The following is a 16,290-nucleotide window of genomic DNA, read 5'->3' on the forward strand; positions in this document are numbered from 1 at the left end:
ACACAGGAGTGCAGGATCAGAGGCCGAGATCGGCCTCGAAGGCGCCTTCCTCGAGCCGCTGCTTCATGGTGGACAGGAAGCGAGCCGCGTCCGCACCGTCGACGAGCCGGTGGTCGTAGGACAGCGCGAGGTAGACCATGGAACGGATGGCGATGGTGTCGCCGCCCGCCTCGTCGCTGACCACGACCGGCCGCTTGACGACGCTGCCGACGCCGAGGATGCCGACCTGCGGCTGGAACACGATCGGCGTGTCGAACAGGGCGCCCCGGCTGCCGGTGTTGGTGAGGCTGAAGGTGCCGCCGCTCAACTCGTCGGGGGTGATCTTGTTGGCCCTGGTCCGCTCGGCGAGGTCGGCGATCTTGCGGGCCAGCCCACCGAGGTTGAGGTCACCGGCGTTGTGGATGACCGGCACCAGCAGGCCGCGGTCGGTGTCCACCGCGACGACCAGGTGCTCGGCGCCGTGGTAGGTGATCTCCTTGGCCTGCTCGTTGAGCGAGGCGTTGAGCTTCGGGTGCTGCTTGAGCGCCTCGACGGTGGCCTTGGCGAAGAACGGCAGGAAGGAGAGCTTGACGCCCTCCCGCTCCTGGAACGCCTTCTTCGCGCGGTCCCGCAGCCGGGCGATCTTGGTGACGTCGACCTCGACCACGGTGGTCAGCTGCGCCGAGACCTGCATCGACTCGACCATCCGCTGGGCGATGACCTGGCGGAGCCTGCTCATCTTCTCGGTCTTGCCACGCAGCGCGACTGCCTCGGCGCTCGGCTCGGCGGTCGGGGCCGCGCTCGGTGCCGCCTGCGGGGCGGCCGCCGGGGCCTTGGCCGCCTCCGCTGCCGCGAGGACGTCCTGCTTGCGGATCCGGCCACCGACGCCGGTGCCGGTCAACGTGCCGAGGTCGACGTTGTGCTCGGCCGCCAGCTTGCGCACCAACGGGGTCACGTACGGCGACGCGTCGCCGCCGGTCTCCGCCTGCTTCTGCGGTGCGGGTGCCGGTGTGGGAGTGGGCGCCGGAGTGGGGGCGGGCGGCGCTGCCGGAGCGGCGGCGGGCGCGGACGGTGCCTCCTGGGCGGCCGGTTCCGGGGCGGCGGGCGTCGGTTCCGGCGCGGCGGGTGCGGGAGCGGCCGGAGCCGACGCACCCTCGGCGCCGATCACGGCGAGCTGCGCGCCGACGTCGACGGTCTCGTCCTCGGCAACGCTGATCTCCAGCAGGGTGCCTGCCACCGGCGACGGGATCTCGGTGTCGACCTTGTCGGTGGAGACCTCCAGCAGCGGCTCGTCGACCGCGACGGAGTCGCCGACCTGCTTGAGCCAACGCGTCACGGTGCCCTCGGTGACGCTCTCGCCGAGCGCGGGCATCGGCACGGGCGTGCCCTGGCTGCCGCCACCACCCTGCGCGGGCTGGGCAGGCGCGGCGGCGGGCTCGGCGGGTGCGGCCGCCGCAGGAGTGGGCTCGGGCTCCGCAGCGGGAGCCGCCTGCTCCGGTTCGGCGGCGGGTGCCGGGGCACCGCCGGAGCCGTCGTCGATGACGGCCAGCTCGGCCCCCACGTCGACGGTCTCGTCCTCGGGGGCGATGATGCGCTGCAGGATGCCCGCCGCAGGGGACGGGATCTCGGTGTCGACCTTGTCGGTGGAGACCTCCAGCAGCGGCTCGTCGACCTCGACGCGGTCGCCTTCCTGCTTGAGCCACCGGGTGACGGTGCCCTCGGTGACACTCTCACCGAGTGCGGGCATCTGGACGGAGAAGGCCATGGTTCGCTGACTCCTCGAACTAGTCGCTCGTTGGGGAAGTTCCTCGCGCCGGCATCAGGCGTGCGCGTGCAGGGGCTTGCCGGCCAGGGCGAGGTGCGCCTCGCCGAGGGCTTCGTTCTGGGTGGGGTGTGCGTGGATCAGGGGGGCCACATCCTCGGCGTGCGCCTCCCAGTTGTAGATCAGTTGTGCTTCGCCGATCAGTTCGCCGACCCGGGCACCGACGAGGTGAACGCCGACGACCGGACCGTCCTGGCCCTTGGCTCCCGCCTTGACCAGCTTCACCGCACCCGAGGTCTTCAGGATCTGGCTCTTGCCGTTACCACCGAGGTCGTAGACGAGGGTCTGCACCTCGCCGTACCGCTGTGCCGCCGCCTCCTCGGTGAGACCGACGGAGGCGACCTCCGGCTCGCAGTAGGTGACGCGTGGGATACCGGTCTCGTCGATCGGCGTCGGGTTGAGCCCGGCGATCTGCTCCGCGACCAGGATGCCCTGTTGGAAGCCACGATGGGCGAGTTGCAGTCCGGGGACGATGTCGCCGACGGCGAACACGTTCGGCAGGTTGGTGCGCAGCATCTCGTCGGTGGTGACGAAGCCGCGGTCCATCGCGATGCCCGCCTCCTCGTAGCCGACCCCCGAGGTGCTCGGTCCTCGACCGACGGCCACCAACAGTAGGTCTGCGTCGAGCTGCTCGCCCGATTCCAGGCTTACCGAGACGCCGCTGTCGGACTGCGTGACGCCGCTGAAGCGGACGCCGGTCTTGAAGGCGATGCCGCGCTTGCGGAAGGCCCGCTCCAGCTGCTTGGAGAGGAATTCGTCCTCGGCGGGGACCAGTCGGGGCAGTGCCTCCACGACGGTCACCTCGGCGCCGAACGAACGCCACACACTGGCGAACTCCACCCCGATGACGCCGCCGCCGAGCACCACGACCCGGTCCGGCACGTAGTCGAGCTGCAGGGCCTGATCGCTGGTGATGACGCGCCCGCCGATCTCCAGACCGGGCAGGCTCTTGGCGTAGGAGCCGGTGGCCAGCACGACGTTGGCGCCGGTGTAGCGCGTGCCGTCCACCTCGACGGCGTTCGGGCCGACGAACGTGCCGGTGCCCTCGACGACGGTGATCTTCTTGGCCTTGATCATGCCCTGCAGGCCCTTGTGGAGCCTGTTCACCACGCCGTCGCGGTAGGCGTTGACGCCGGTCATGTCGATGCCCTCGAGCGAGGTCTTGACTCCGAAGGCATCGCCGTTGCGTGCCGAGTCGGCGACCTCGGCCGCGTGCAGCAGCGCCTTGGTCGGAATGCAGCCCCGGTGTAGACAGGTGCCGCCGAGTTTGTCCTTCTCGATCAGTACGACGGACAGGCCCAGCTCTGCGGCGCGTAGCGCGCACGCATATCCGCCGGAGCCGCCACCGAGGATCACGATGTCGGCGGAGGTGTCAGCCACGGGATCTCCTTGCGAGGCATCGACAGGTGGTCGCGTATGAGCGAGTACAGCGCCGGTCGTCGCTGGTACCCATCGCCATCTTGTCACCACGCTGGGCGTGTCGGCGACGCGGCCTCACGACCTCGGATCCGCTCGCGCGCCGAGGGTATCGGTGTGGTGACCGTCCGTCGGCGCCGTCGAGCCCCTCGGATCTCGCGGTCGATCGGCCGGGACGTCACCGAGGTGACACCTGGGGCTGGCAGGATCGTAGGTGCCTAGAAGGAGGTGTCCGTTGTGGGCCTTTTCAGCAGGTTTCGCAAGAACCGTCAGCGTCCTGGAACGACCCGTGTCGCCAACAAGGAGGACACGAGTCATCTGGAGGAGTGGGCGGCCGCGCGACGCGGCGTCGAAGCCTTCGTCGAACCGAAGACCACGGTGACCGAGACCACGATCGTCTTCGTCGCCCACGACGGCGAGTGGACTCGGCGGCGGATCGCCGGACCCGATGCCGCCAAACAACTCGCGAAGAAACTGGCCATGCCGGTGTACGACGTCGGTCTGGTCGGCTATCCGCAACGGATGCGTGATTTCCAGGCCAGGCAGCGCGCGGCCCGTAAGCAGGAGCAGCGCCGCCGGCTGGAGGACTGAAGGCCTCGATCGGACCGGCCGACGGCCTTCGCACCGGCTGGTGGGGTCGCGGCGACGGCGACGTCCTCGGGCGCTCGGCCGCGCGCACCCACGAATCCGATGCGCCCCAGGCGAAGGCGACGCTGAACGCCCCCACCACGACGGGCGCCCGTCGCCTGCGAGGCCGACGCCGTGTGGATCCACCGAAGGAGCCGGGCACCGTGGCGAGTCGATCCAACCCGCCACGGTGGTCCTCGATGACCGAGCTCTATTCGGCGTTACCCCGAGCTGTTCAGCCCTGCTCGGCGATGTCGGCGAGCACGGCGGCGATGGTGCGCACCGGAACGCCGGTCCCGCCCTTGGGCGTGTAGCCCCAGGCGCCCTTGTCGTTGTAGGACGGGCCCGCGATGTCGATGTGCACCCACGGCAGATCGTCGGCGACGAACTCGCGGAGGAAGATCCCGGCGGCGAGCATGCCGCCCCAGCGGTGTCCCGTGACGTTGGCCAGGTCGGCGAGCTTGGAATCCAGGTCGCCTCGGAGCTCCTCTGGCAACGGCATCGCCCAGCCGCCCTCACCGGTGGCCCGAGCCAGCTCCGCCACCCGGTCGCGGAACTCCTCGGAGCCCATCACGCCCGCGGTCCGCTTGCCCAGCGCGACGACCTGTGCGCCGGTCAGCGTCGAGGTCTCGATGAGGTAGTCGGGCTCGTCCTCGGCCGCACGGGTGATCGCGTCGGCCAGGATCAGCCTGCCCTCGGCGTCGGTGTTGAGGATCTCGACGGTCTTGCCGCCGAACATGGTCAGCACGTCGCCGGGCCGGTAGGCGGTGCCCGATGGCAGGTTCTCCACCAACGGCACCGTCGCGGTGATCTCCAGCGGGTAGCCCAGTTCCGCCGCCAGCACCACGGTGGCCACCACTGCGGCGGCGCCTGCCATGTCGCTGGTCATGTGGTGCATGTCGGCGGCGGGCTTGAGGGAGATGCCGCCGCTGTCGAAGGTCACGCCCTTACCGACCAGCGCCACCTTCTTGGCCGCCTTCGCACCCTTGTAGCGCAGGCGAAGCAGCCGGGGCGGGCGGGAGGAGCCTGCGCCGACGCCGAGGATGCCGCCGTAGCCCTCCTTGGCCAGCTCCTTCTCGTCGAGCACCTCGAGTTCGACGTCGGTGCCCCGGATCAGGTCGGCGGTCCGCTGTGCGAACGACTCCGGGAACAGGTCGTTGGGCGGGGTGTTGACCAGGTCGCGGGCCGAGTTCACGGCCTTGGCGATCGCGGTGGCCGCGGTCAGGCTCGCGGACCCGTCGCCCTCCAGGTCGGCGGCCTTGACGAAGGTGACCGAGTCCAGTGCGCGACCCTCCTCGCTCGACTTGTACTGGTCGAAGCGGTAGGCGCCGAGGCCGGTGCCCTGGGCCGCCGCGCCGAGGTCGAGCGTCGACAGGGTGCTCACGACCTGCGCGACGTCGTCGCCCAGCGCCCTGGTCGCAGCACCGGAGGCGCGGCGAACCTGTTCGGCGGTGACGTTGCCACTCGCATCGGTCTTGCCGAGGCCGACGGCGATGAGCAGCGGGGCGGTGGTCCGTCCCTGGGTGGGGATCTTGACGACCTCGTCGGCGCGGCCGGTCGCACCCACCACGGTGAGCAGGGCGGCGAGGCCACCGGGGAACGCCGCGTCGACCGTGGGGGCACCGGGTGCGGGCAGGACGCCGTCAGTGCCCTGCACGGTGCCGATGATCAGGACGTCCGCGACCAGGCCGACAGGATCACTGTCGGTGACGGCAAGCGTGGGGCTGCTCACGAGAGGCTCCTTCGCAACGTGTTCTCGCCCCGACCCGTCGTCGCCGGGCGGGGCCGTGCTCCTGCAGCGCATGGTAGAACCCCGATGAGCTGGTGGTTCCGCCGCCCGAGCCGGGAAATCCGCCACCTGCGATCTGTTACTGTCCGTGCTCGTCCGGCTGCACGATCGGCTGTCTTTCGCGGGAGCGTGCGATCTGGAACGGTGTAGCGGTGACGCGACTGTTGACGTCTGACCGGCGCACGTCGCCACTGTCCCTCATCGGTTCCGCGCTCGCGGCCCTGGTCGGCTCGCTCGGTGTCGGTGTCTTCCTGGTGCCTGCTCTCGGCGTGGCCACGGCGGGTCGGTGGCTGCCGCTCGCGGTGCTCATCGCCTTGGTCGCCGCGATCTGCACGGTGAGTTCGTCGGTGGTGGTGGCCGCAGCCCGCAACAGGTCGGGGAATTCGCATCGGGGCGGGTACGTCGACCTGCGCGATCAGTTGGGCAGGCAGCCGGCGCGGGTGAGCTGGCTGGCCTTCGTGACCGGTCAGGTGGTCCTGGCCTGCGGAGTCGCCGGGGTACTGGTCGACTATCTCTGGCCCGGTCAGCGGTCCTGGGCCGGTCCGCTGGTGATCCTGGTGGCGGTTACCGTCCTGATCGGACGGCTGCCCCGACCACGGGGAACCCGCCTGCTGCCGTTGTCGGTGCTGGCTGTGTCGGTGATCGTGGTGATCGCGGCCTTCGCGCTCGAACCGCCCGCACCCACCGGTGCGGCCGCCGCGCCACCGGTCGACCTGACCGGCTTCGCGGAGGCCGCCGCCGTCGCCTTCCTCGCCTTCTGCGGCTTCGAACGGTTCACCACCGATCCGACCCGGCACCGCGCGTCGGCAGGCCGACCGGGCGTGCTCGCCCCGATGGTCATCGCCCTGTCGGTGTCGGCCGCACTGCTGCTGGTGATCGCGATGGCCGGGGTGTATCAACTCGGTGTCCAGCGGTTCGGCCTGTCGCCGATCCCGCTCGCGGACCTGCTCGTGGTGGCCGATGCGGGCCCGCTGTCCACCCTGGTCGGGATCGCCGCGCTCGCGGGGCTGCTGCCCGCGGTGCTCGGCGCGTTGGCCTCCGCGCGGGACGCGGTGCGGGTGGCCGTCGACGAGGGTGAACTGCGCAATCCGTTCCGGGCCGCTCGGACAGGCACCGCCGCGCCGAGTCGTGCGGCGGAGCTGCTGGTCGGGATACCGGCGGGCCTGGTGGTCCTGACCATGGAGCCTGCCGCAGCGTTGGCGCTGGGCTGCTGCCTGTTGCTCGCGCACTACGCGTTCCTCAACGTCGCCGCACGGCTGCTCGCCGAGACCGGTGCCTCGGAGCGATTGGGCTGCGCAGGCATGTTCGCGACGGTGATCCTGGCGATGAGCCTGCCGGTCTCCGCGTTGCTGGGCACCGTGGTGGTCCTGGGTGTGGGTAGTTGCTTGCTCGCATTGATCGCGCGCCGGGACAGGTAGCCTGCGCGGTCGTGAGCCAGCGTGCAGAGTCAGCGAAGTCCGAATCCCGTCGTGGTCCGCTGCATCGGGCCCATGAATCGCTGGGTGCGGTGTTCGCGCCCTTCGGCGGCTGGGAGATGCCGCTGCAGTACAGCGGCGGCGGCGTGGTCGCCGAGCACACCGCGGTCCGTGAGTCGGTGGGCGTCTTCGACGTCTCCCATCTCGGCAAGGCGACGGTCGCGGGCCCGGGTGCTGCGGCGTTCGTCAACTCCTGCCTGAGCAACGACCTGAACCGGATCTCGGCGGGCAAGGCGCAGTACACCCTGTGCTGCACCGAGGAGGGCGGGGTCGTCGACGACCTCATCGCCTACCTGGTCGACGAGGATCGGGTGTTCTTGGTGCCGAATGCCGCGAACACCACGGAGGTGGTGCGCAGATTGCGTGCGGCCGCCCCCGCCGGGATCAGCGTGACCGACCAGCATGAGGAGTTCGGCGTGCTGGCGGTGCAGGGCCCGCAGTCCGCTGCGGTGCTCGACGCCATCGGGCTGCCCGCCGAACTCGACTACATGGCCTTCACCGATGCACGGTGGCGCGACACCGAGGTCCGGGTCTGCCGCACCGGTTACACCGGGGAGCACGGTTACGAACTGCTGCCGAGGTGGGACGACGCCCCGGCGCTGTGGGAGGCGCTGCTGGCGGCGGCGGCCGAGTTCGGTGGTCGCGCCGGTGGCCTCGGCGCGCGGGACACCCTGCGCACCGAGATGGGCTATGCCCTGCACGGACACGAGCTCTCCACCGAGATCAGCCCGCTGCAGGGGTCGGCAGGCTGGGCGGTCGGCTGGAAGAAAGAGGCGTTCTGGGGTCGGGACGCGCTGCTCGCCGAGAAGCAGGCGGGCGCGACCCGGAAGCTGCGTGGGCTGCGGGCCCTCGGCCGGGGAGTTCCGCGCGCCGAGATGGTCGTGCGGGATACGGCGGGCACCGAGATCGGCCGGACGACCTCCGGCGGGTTCTCGCCGACGCTCAAGACCGGCATCGCCCTGGCCCTGTTGGACACCTCGGCCGAGGTCAAGCCCGGTGCCGAGGTGGTCGTCGACGTGCGCGGCCGGGCGCTTGCCTGCGAGGTCGTCGCGCCGCCCTTCGTCGAATCCCACGTCCGCTGAGGACAACACCCGCGCTTTCGCGTCCGAGCCGTCGTCTGCCCGAGCAGCCCTTCGACGATCGGTTGATCGTTGAACCGCTAGTAGTCGGTCGTCCAACATTCGGGTAGGCGACGCTCGGAGTACGGAAGAAGTATTAGGCTGCGGCCATGACCTCGGTGTTGCCTTTCTCCAGAACCCTGAACCCGAGCCCCGCCACGCCGGAACGCCTCGCCGAGGTACTCGCCAGCCCCGGCTTCGGGCGGTACTTCACCGACCACATGGTCCGCATCGACTGGAACGAACGCGATGGCTGGCACGACGCCAGACTCACGCCGTACGAGCCGTTCCAGCTGGACCCGGCGGCGATGGTGCTGCACTACGGGCAGGCGATCTTCGAGGGTCTCAAGGCATACCGCCAGGCCGACGGCACCGTGGCCTCCTTCCGGCCGGAGGCCAACGCGGCCCGGTTCCGCGCCTCGGCGCGCCGAATGGCGATGCCGGAGCTGCCCGACGAGCTGTTCCTCGGCGCGATCACCGAGCTGATCGACGTCGACCGTCGCTGGGTCCCGGAGCACGCCGAGGAGTCGCTGTACCTGCGGCCCTACCTGATCTCCACCGAGGTCGGGCTCGGGGTGCGGCCCGCCAACGAGTACGCGTTCCTGCTGATCGCCTCGCCTGCGGGCGCTTATTTCGCGGGCGGGATCAACCCGGTGACGGTGTGGCTGAGCACCGAGTTCACCCGGGCGGCACCCGGAGGCACCGGCGCGGCGAAGTTCGCGGGCAATTACGCGGCATCCCTGCTCGCCCAGGCCCAGGCCGCCGAGAAGGGTTGCGACCAGGTGGTGTGGCTCGACGCGGTCGAGCACCGCTGGGTCGAGGAGATGGGCGGCATGAACCTGTGCTTCGTGCGGGGTTCCGGCGCCGATGCCACCGTGGTCACGCCCGAGCTGACCGGCACGCTGTTGCCGGGCATCACGCGGGATTCCCTGCTGCGGTTGGCCGCCGACCTCGGCTACCGCACCGAGGAGGCGCGGATCTCGGTGCAGGACTGGGAATCCGGCGTCGCCGCAGGCGAGATCACCGAGGTGTTCGCGTGCGGTACCGCAGCGGTGATCACCCCGGTCGGCGCGGCCAAGCACGAGGGCGGCGAGTTCGTCATCGGCGAGGGCAAGACCGGTCCGGTCACCCAGCGCCTGCGGGACGCGCTGATCTCGATCCAGCGCGGCAGCGCCCCCGACCAGCACGGCTGGCAGCACAACTTCGGCTGAGCCGAGCAGTCACCCGGCGGCGACGGCCGCGACCAGGACGATCGTGGTCGCGGCCTCGCTCGCCGCGCCGAGCACGTCCCCGGTGACCCCGCCGAAGCGCCGGGTGGTGTGGGCCGAGAGCAGCACAGTCATCCCCAGCGCCGCCACGGCCCCGGCGAGGCCGAACCAACCGCAGGCGGCCGTCGCGGCGAGGGCGAGCACCGCCCACCATCCGACGACGAGTCCGGGTGCCTGGCTGCCCGCGACCATCGCGCCGAGCCCATCGGGCCGAGCGGCGGGCACCCCGCGTCGACAGCACCAACCGAAGGCCGCGCGGCCCGTGGCCAGCGCGACCGGGACGATCCACCATGAACCCGCGGTCGCCAGCGCGGCGTAGCAGGCGGCCTGGATGCCGAGCACCAGGATCAACGCCACCACCGCGAACGGGCCCGCCCCGCCATCGCGCATCACCGCCAGCGCACGTTGTCGATCGCCGTAGCAACCGAGTCCGTCCGCGGTGTCGGCCAGCCCGTCCAGATGCATCGCCCTGGTGGACAGCGTCAGTGCGCCGACGGTGAGCAGTCCCGCGACGGTCGGGTCGATGCCGAGCAGGGTGGCACCGGCCAGCACACCGATGCCCAGTGCACCCAGCAGTCCGCCGACCAGCGGGGCGAGGGCGATGGCCTGTCCGGCAGCCCTGGCATCGACGGTCCTGGTGGGCACCGGCAGCACGGTGAGCCAGCTCAACGCCAGCCGAATCCCATCGCCCATTCCCACCCCGCTCGCGGCGAATCAGTCCGAGGTCGGACCGGTGACGCCGGCTTCCTCGAAGGTCGCCATCTCGGCCAGCACCCGACAGGACAGCGTCAGCAGCGGCAGCGCGGCCAGCGCGCCGGCCCCCTCGCCGAGCCGCATACCCAAATCCAGCAGCGGCGTCAGATCGAGCTGATCGAGGACCAGCGCGTGCGCCGGTTCGGCGGAACGATGTCCGGCCAGCCACCACTTCCGGGCGTTCGGGGCGAGTTCCTCGGCGATCAACGCGGCGGCCCCGACCGCAAGGCCGTCGAGCAACACCGGGGTACGTCGGGCGGCCGCCTGCGCCAGGAAACCGCTGACCGCAGCGATGTCGGCGCCGCCTGCCACCCGCAACAGGGCCAGCGGATCGCCTGCCACCGGCCGGGCCCGACGGAGTGCGTCCCGGATCACCGCCGCCTTGCGCATCCAGCCCGCGTCGTCGATCCCGGTGCCCCGGCCCACCACCGCCACCGGTTCGGTGTCGGTCAACGCGGCGATCAGCACGGCCGAGACCGTGGTGTTGCCGATGCCCATGTCGCCTGCGATCAGCAGGTCCGCGCCGCCGTCGATCTCCTCGTCGGCGATCGCCCGACCCGCCGCGATGGCCGCCGTCGTCTCGGCCTCGCTCAGCGCGTCCTCGCGGTTGATCGCACCGGAGGAACGGCGCACCTTGTGCGCGGCGATCAACGAGGGCGTGTCCGTGGCGACGGCGATATCGACCACCCGGACGGTGGCATCGGCGTTGGTGGCCGCGACGTTGACCGCAGCGCCGCCGGTGAGGAAGTTCGTCACCATCTGCTCGGTGACCTCGCTGGGATACGCCGACACCCCCTCGGCGGCCACCCCGTGATCCCCGGCGAAGAGCACCACGCGGGGCCGGGCAAACGGTCGTGGCGGACAGGTTCCCTGGCAGGCGGAGATCCAGACACCCAGCTCCTCCAGCCTGCCCAGCGAGCCGGCAGGCTTGGTGAGTTGCGCGTGCCGGGCCACCGCCTGCCGGTGTGCCTGCTCGTCCGGCGGGACGATCTTGGGGAACGTGGTCTCCGGGCGATCGGCGTCTACCGTGCTCACGTTCTGCCTTTCCTCGGGTTCGTCGGCCCGGCGCGCAAGGTGCAGCGGTGCCCGGCATCGAGGTCGTCCGCCGAGGCCCCTGGCTCGTGAACGGCAGCAGGGATGCCTGCCGTCGGCGGGCTACCGAAGTCGCAACGGCAGTCCGGCGACCACCAGGAACACCTCGTCGCAGACTTCGGCCAGCCGAGCATTGAGCGCGCCGAGTTCGTCGCGGAAGAGCCTGCCAGAACGTGTCGAGGGAATGACACCCAGCCCGACCTCGGCGGAGACCAACACCAACGGCGAGCCATACGCGGCGACCGCGGACACCAGTAGATCCAGCTGCTCCCGTGCCGAGGGGCCGACCGTCGCCGAGTCGGCCCACACGTCGTGATCGTCGAACAGTCCGGCCAGCCAGGTGGCCAGATCATCGACCAACACCGGCGTGGCAGGCGTCGAAGCGGCCAGTTCCCGCAGGCGGGCGGGCAGCTCGGCGCCCGTCGAGAGCTCCACGGTGCGCCACTCGGGTGGCCTGCGCGCCGTATGGGCGGCGATGCGGGCCGAGAAGTCGGCATCGGCGGGATCCCGGCGGCCGGTGGCCAGATAGACGGCGGGCCGGTCGGTGGCCAGCAGGCCCTCCGCCTGCGCCGACTTTCCAGACCGTGCGCCACCGAGGATCAGGGTGCGACCGGTGGGGGAGCCCTGCGCTGAGCCGAGCATGGTGTCCTTCGTCTGAAAGAGGTGTCCGGTGATTCACTGGTAAGCCGGGCGATCGTTCTGTCAGGCTTGATACGGCGAGGACCGCCGAGCCGAGGACGACGAGGAGTTCCGATGGCCTATCACTGGCGTTACCAGGACGAGGTGGGGCGCGAGGTGCCCGGTCCGGAGATCAGTTTCGCCGAGCAGACCGCGGCCGAGCGGTGGTTCGAGACCCAGTGGTCGGAGTTGACCGACGCCGGGGTGCAGCAGGTGACCCTGGTGCACAACGGGGCCGACGTCTACGGGCCGATGAGCCTGAGCCCGGAGGCCTGACCACGCCCGACCATGCGGGCCCCGATGTGAATCGGGGCCCGCATCGTGCGATCAGGCCGAGGCGGTCAGCATCGGGTCGCGCTTGATCTCGTCGCCGAGGATCTCGTCGATCTTGTCGAGCACGTCCTGCGTAAGGACGACACCGGCGGCCTTGGCGTTCTCGGCGACCTGCTCCGGGCGGGAGGCGCCGACGATCGCCGAGGCGACGTTCTTGTTCTGCAGCACCCAGGCGACGGCGAGCTGCGCGAGCGACAGACCGAGGTCGGCGGCGACCGGCTTGAGCTGCTGCACCCGCTCCAGGACCTCGTCGCGCATGTAACGCGCCATCATCCGGTTGCCGGTCTCGTCGGTGGCCCGCGAACCGGCGGGCGGCTGCTGTCCCGGCAGGTACTTACCGGTCAGCACGCCCTGCGCGATCGGCGACCAGACGATCTGGCTGAGGCCCTCGCGCTCGCTGGCGGGCACGACCTGCGACTCGATCACCCGGTGCAGCGCCGAGTACTCCGGCTGGTTGGAGATGAACGGCACCCGCAGTTCCCTGGCCAGCTGGGCACCCCGGGTGATCTGCTCGGCCGTCCACTCGGACACGCCGATGTAGAGGACCTTGCCCTGGCGGACCAGGTCGGCGAAGGCTAGGAAGGTCTCCTCCAACGGCACGGTCTTGTCGAACCGGTGCGCCTGGTAGAGGTCGACGTAGTCCGTCTGCAACCGGGTCAGCGAGGCGTTGCACGACTCGATGATGTGCTTGCGGCTGAGACCACGGTCGTTGGGTCCGTCCCCGGTCGGCCCGTGGACCTTGGTGAAGATCTCCAGGCTCTGCCTGCGCTTGCCCGCCAGCGCCCGACCCAGGACGGACTCGGCCTTGGTGCGCGCGTAGACGTCGGCGGTGTCGAAGGTGGTGATGCCCGCGTCGAGGGCGGCCTCGACACAGGCCTTGGCCTGATCCTCTTCCACCTGCGAGCCGTGGGTCAGCCAGTTGCCGTACGAGATCTCACTGATATTCAGGCCACTACGGCCAAGACGACGGAACTCCATTCGCCCGATCCTAGGGGTCGTTCGCCATGTGAACGACTAATGTGACCCGTCCCAAATTGGTCACACCCCTCATCGGACACAGCCCTAACCGGTCAGCCCCGACCGGTCGGCGCTCATCCGTCAGCGTCGGGCTGTGACGCCCCAGATCTTCGGGGCATCGACGTAGGTCGCCCTCGGCCGGGGAACGCGGAGCCTGCGGATCTGGGTGGCCCGGGTGAAGCAGTACCAACCGATGCCGAAACCGCGGTCCTTGGCGTCGGGGAACTTCGCGCGGACCCGCTTGGTGACCATCCGACCGAGCATCACACCCTCGAAGATCATGGTGATCAGCATCATCGAGGTCGCCAGGCTGGCGTACTGCTGAATCATCGGCGAGGGGATCAGGATCGCCACGAACACGATGATCGCCATCGGCATGAACAGGCCCATGATGTTGCGCCGCGAATCCACCAGATCGCGGATGTGGGCCCGCACCGGCCCCCGGTCCCGAGGCAGCAGGTAGCGGTCGTCGCCGGACATCATCCGCTCGCGGCGCTCGGCGCCCGCCTTACGACGGTCGTCCTTGGTGCCCCGCATCCGCTGGATGGCCTCGCGCTGGTTGCGCGGTGCGGCCACCGGTCCACGGCGCTTGCCCTCCGCATCGCGGCGGGAGGGTGTCGGACGCCCCTTGGCGGGTGTGTAGCCCTTTGGTCGCGCCTCCGCCGCCGAGTCCTCTGCGGTCGCGACCGACTCGCTGCCCTCGGTCGACTCGGTGTCACTCGTATTACGGCGAAGGAACCTCACGCCCTCAGAGTAAAGGAGACGAATCCCGCCTTGCGGACACGCCCAGGTCATCCGGTTCCGCAGCAGGCGCCGATGATGAATCCGGCCGCGAGAATCGGCGGACGGCATCGACACGTCCACGACCGTCCGCCCGGCGCGAGCGGTACCCGCCCTCCGACACCCGTCGCGGGCCGCCATCCGGCAGGCTGCATCGGAGTTCGGCCTGTTCGGGCCGGCGCGGGCTTCGGCGAGTAGGCCGTTGGGGGTGGCGTGCCTCACTAGGCTCACGGACATGCGGATCCTGGTGGCACCCGATTGTTTCGGCGGCACGTTGACGGCGCGCGAGGCCTCGGAGGCCATCGCAGCAGGCTGGCGGAGTGGCGCACCCGACGATGAGATCGTCATCCGACCGTTGGCCGACGGCGGCCCCGGTTTCGTCGAGGTGCTCTCGGTCGCGTTGGGCGGCACGGTCCACGAGACCACGGTGACCGGGCCGCTGGGTGAGCCCGTGACGGCGAGCTGGCTGGAGGTCCCCGATGCGGCGGGCGGCACCGCCTACATCGAGTCCGCCCAGGCCAACGGCCTACATCTGATCCCGGAACGCGACCCCTCCTCGGCGCTGCGGGCGTCGAGCAGGGGAGTGGGCGAGTTGATCGCCCAGGCACGTGACGCCGGGCTGCGGCGGGCGGTGGTCGGCCTCGGCGGCTCGGCCAGCACCGACGGCGGCGCGGGTATGTTCGCCGCGCTCGGTGCGGTCGGCGTCGACGTGGTCGGCCGGGCCCTTGTCGACGGCGGCGCGGCCCTGCGGGACTGCGTCGGCCTGCTCGGCGAGGTCGAACTGGGCGGATTGCAGCTGGTGGCGGCCTCGGACGTGGAGAACACCCTGCTCGGTGAGCACGGCGCGGCCAGGGTCTTCGGCCCGCAGAAGGGCGCCGACGCGGTCGCGGTCGAGGCCTTGGACGCCGCGCTGACCAGTTGGGCCGAGGTGCTCGCCTCGGCCACCGGTCGTGACGTGCGAGAACTGCCCTCGGCAGGCGCGGCGGGCGGTCTCGGCGCGGGCCTGCTGGCCCTGGGCGCCGAGGTGGAATCGGGAGCGGAACTGGTCCGGCGGCTGACCGGGCTGGACACCGCCCTGGACACGGTGCAGCTGGCGGTGACCGGGGAGGGCAGCTTCGACTGGCAGTCACTGCGCGGGAAGCTCGTCACGGCCGTGGCCAGAGGCGCCGCCGAGCGCGGCCTGCCCTGCCTGGTGCTGGCCGGGCAGGTATCGGTCGGCAAGCGGGAGGCGGGCGCAGCAGGTGTGGAGCACTCCTACGCGGTGGCCGAGCACGCGGGATCGGTGGCGGCCGCCTTCGCGGATCCGGCGGGCACCCTCACGGCCATGGCGGCCGACGTGGCCCGCCAGTGGGGCGGACGCTGAGCCGACGACCTGGGTCGATGCGCCGATTAGTACTGGTCGGGCGGTCGGATGGCTCAGCATGCCTACCGTCTCGAGCCCCTATATGTCGACCAGTCGGGCCTATCGGTTGCCCGCAGGCGCTACCGTCGAGGGGTGCCTTTCGGCGGCACCTGGCGGACCGAGGGTTGTGTCATCCTGGAGTCGCTCGACGCGGACAGCGAAGCCGTGACGTCGGAATACCGGGGAATATCCCGGCGCCTGTGCGCGTTACGCGGGCAGGTACGGCCAGTAGGACCTTGAGGAGAGCCATGACCGCCCAGGACATTGGGATCGATGCGAAGACCGACGCGCCTGCACATGGCGTCAAGCTCAGCGACTCGGCTGCGACGAAGGCCAAGGCACTGCTCGAGCAGGAAGGCCGCGATGACATGCACCTGCGCATCGCGGTGCAGCCCGGTGGTTGCGCGGGCCTGCGCTACCAGCTCTTCTTCGACGAGCGCTCCCTCGACGGCGACGCGCGTGTCGACTTCAACGGGCTGGGCGTCGTGGTCGACCGGATGAGCGCTCCCTACGTTCAGGACGCCGTCATCGACTTCGTCGACACCATCGAGAAGCAGGGCTTCACCATCGACAACCCCAACGCGGGCGGCTCCTGCGCCTGCGGCGACTCCTTCCACTAGAGGACGTCGCGCCCGCCGAGAGCCGGGCGTTGTTCCTTCGACGGTGCGGGCGGCGGCCGAACAGCCGCACCCGCACCGTCGTCATGTCCGCCCGACCCCGGCCAGATCGCTCCCACCTCGG

The 16,290-nt window shown here is 70.6% G+C and carries 15 protein-coding genes; 7 read left to right on the forward strand and 8 right to left on the reverse strand.

What is annotated here, in order from left to right; all coding sequences use genetic code 11:
• Positions 1-16: 16 nt before the first annotated feature.
• Positions 17-1,744, reverse strand: coding sequence for a 2-oxoglutarate dehydrogenase, E2 component, dihydrolipoamide succinyltransferase (sucB, locus tag BKA25_RS05365; RefSeq protein WP_069851656.1), 1,728 nt, complete (start codon positions 1,742-1,744; stop codon positions 17-19).
• A 54-nt stretch (positions 1,745-1,798) separates the two neighbouring features.
• On the reverse strand, positions 1,799-3,181 hold the full coding sequence (gene lpdA / locus BKA25_RS05370) for a dihydrolipoyl dehydrogenase (RefSeq protein ID WP_069851654.1): 1,383 nt from the start codon (positions 3,179-3,181) through the stop codon (positions 1,799-1,801).
• Positions 3,182-3,454: 273 nt separating this feature from the next.
• On the opposite strand from lpdA, the gene BKA25_RS05375 reads away from it, so the two are divergent.
• Complete coding sequence (locus tag BKA25_RS05375) at positions 3,455-3,808, forward strand: oxidoreductase (RefSeq protein WP_069851652.1); 354 nt, start codon at positions 3,455-3,457, stop codon at positions 3,806-3,808.
• A gap of 271 nt (positions 3,809-4,079) precedes the next feature.
• On the opposite strand, the gene BKA25_RS05380 is transcribed toward BKA25_RS05375, so the two are convergent.
• Positions 4,080-5,576: a leucyl aminopeptidase gene (locus BKA25_RS05380; protein ID WP_069851650.1), complete on the reverse strand. Its 1,497-nt coding sequence runs from the start codon at positions 5,574-5,576 to the stop codon at positions 4,080-4,082.
• 209 nt (positions 5,577-5,785) lie between these two features.
• On the opposite strand from BKA25_RS05380, the gene BKA25_RS05385 reads away from it, so the two are divergent.
• The 3 genes from BKA25_RS05385 to BKA25_RS05395 all read left to right on the forward strand — a co-directional run bounded on the left by BKA25_RS05385 (position 5,786) and on the right by BKA25_RS05395 (position 9,437).
• Entirely contained in the window at positions 5,786-7,051 is a 1,266-nt protein-coding gene (locus BKA25_RS05385) for an APC family permease (RefSeq protein WP_069851648.1), read from the forward strand.
• A gap of 11 nt (positions 7,052-7,062) precedes the next feature.
• Positions 7,063-8,190, forward strand: a complete 1,128-nt coding sequence (gene gcvT / locus BKA25_RS05390) for a glycine cleavage system aminomethyltransferase GcvT (RefSeq protein ID WP_069851646.1) — start codon at positions 7,063-7,065, stop codon at positions 8,188-8,190.
• Positions 8,191-8,336: 146 nt separating this feature from the next.
• The gene (locus tag BKA25_RS05395) at positions 8,337-9,437 is read left to right on the forward strand and encodes a branched-chain amino acid aminotransferase (protein ID WP_069851645.1); all 1,101 of its coding nucleotides are present in this window, start codon (positions 8,337-8,339) and stop codon (positions 9,435-9,437) included.
• A 9-nt stretch (positions 9,438-9,446) separates the two neighbouring features.
• Here BKA25_RS05395 and BKA25_RS05400 read toward each other — a convergent pair whose 3' ends face one another.
• The 3 genes from BKA25_RS05400 to BKA25_RS05410 form a co-directional block, all read right to left on the reverse strand.
• Positions 9,447-10,187, reverse strand: coding sequence for an adenosylcobinamide-GDP ribazoletransferase (locus BKA25_RS05400; protein WP_069851643.1), 741 nt, complete (start codon positions 10,185-10,187; stop codon positions 9,447-9,449).
• A 21-nt stretch (positions 10,188-10,208) separates the two neighbouring features.
• Positions 10,209-11,282 carry a nicotinate-nucleotide--dimethylbenzimidazole phosphoribosyltransferase gene (gene cobT / locus BKA25_RS05405; protein WP_069851641.1) on the reverse strand — a complete coding sequence of 358 codons (1,074 nt, stop codon included), beginning with the start codon at positions 11,280-11,282 and terminating at the stop codon, positions 10,209-10,211.
• Between the two features lie 120 nt (positions 11,283-11,402).
• A complete protein-coding gene (locus tag BKA25_RS05410; RefSeq protein WP_069851639.1) occupies positions 11,403-11,981 on the reverse strand; it encodes a bifunctional adenosylcobinamide kinase/adenosylcobinamide-phosphate guanylyltransferase in 579 nt (192 codons plus the stop codon).
• 111 nt (positions 11,982-12,092) lie between these two features.
• On the opposite strand from BKA25_RS05410, the gene BKA25_RS05415 reads away from it, so the two are divergent.
• Positions 12,093-12,293, forward strand: a complete 201-nt coding sequence (locus BKA25_RS05415; RefSeq protein WP_069851637.1) for a hypothetical protein — start codon at positions 12,093-12,095, stop codon at positions 12,291-12,293.
• A 51-nt stretch (positions 12,294-12,344) separates the two neighbouring features.
• Here the strand turns inward: BKA25_RS05415 and BKA25_RS05420 are convergent, their stop codons facing one another.
• On the reverse strand, positions 12,345-13,328 hold the full coding sequence (locus tag BKA25_RS05420; protein ID WP_069851635.1) for an aldo/keto reductase family protein: 984 nt from the start codon (positions 13,326-13,328) through the stop codon (positions 12,345-12,347).
• Between the two features lie 120 nt (positions 13,329-13,448).
• Complete coding sequence (locus BKA25_RS05425; protein ID WP_069851633.1) at positions 13,449-14,111, reverse strand: DUF3043 domain-containing protein; 663 nt, start codon at positions 14,109-14,111, stop codon at positions 13,449-13,451.
• Between the two features lie 271 nt (positions 14,112-14,382).
• On the opposite strand from BKA25_RS05425, the gene BKA25_RS05430 reads away from it, so the two are divergent.
• Positions 14,383-15,510: a glycerate kinase family protein gene (locus BKA25_RS05430; protein WP_069851632.1), complete on the forward strand. Its 1,128-nt coding sequence runs from the start codon at positions 14,383-14,385 to the stop codon at positions 15,508-15,510.
• Positions 15,511-15,797: 287 nt separating this feature from the next.
• Entirely contained in the window at positions 15,798-16,169 is a 372-nt protein-coding gene (locus BKA25_RS05435) for a HesB/IscA family protein (RefSeq protein WP_069851630.1), read from the forward strand.
• Positions 16,170-16,290 lie beyond the last annotated feature (121 nt).

This window comes from Actinoalloteichus hymeniacidonis, assembly GCF_014203365.1.
GTDB classification, from domain to species: domain Bacteria; phylum Actinomycetota; class Actinomycetes; order Mycobacteriales; family Pseudonocardiaceae; genus Actinoalloteichus_A; species Actinoalloteichus_A hymeniacidonis.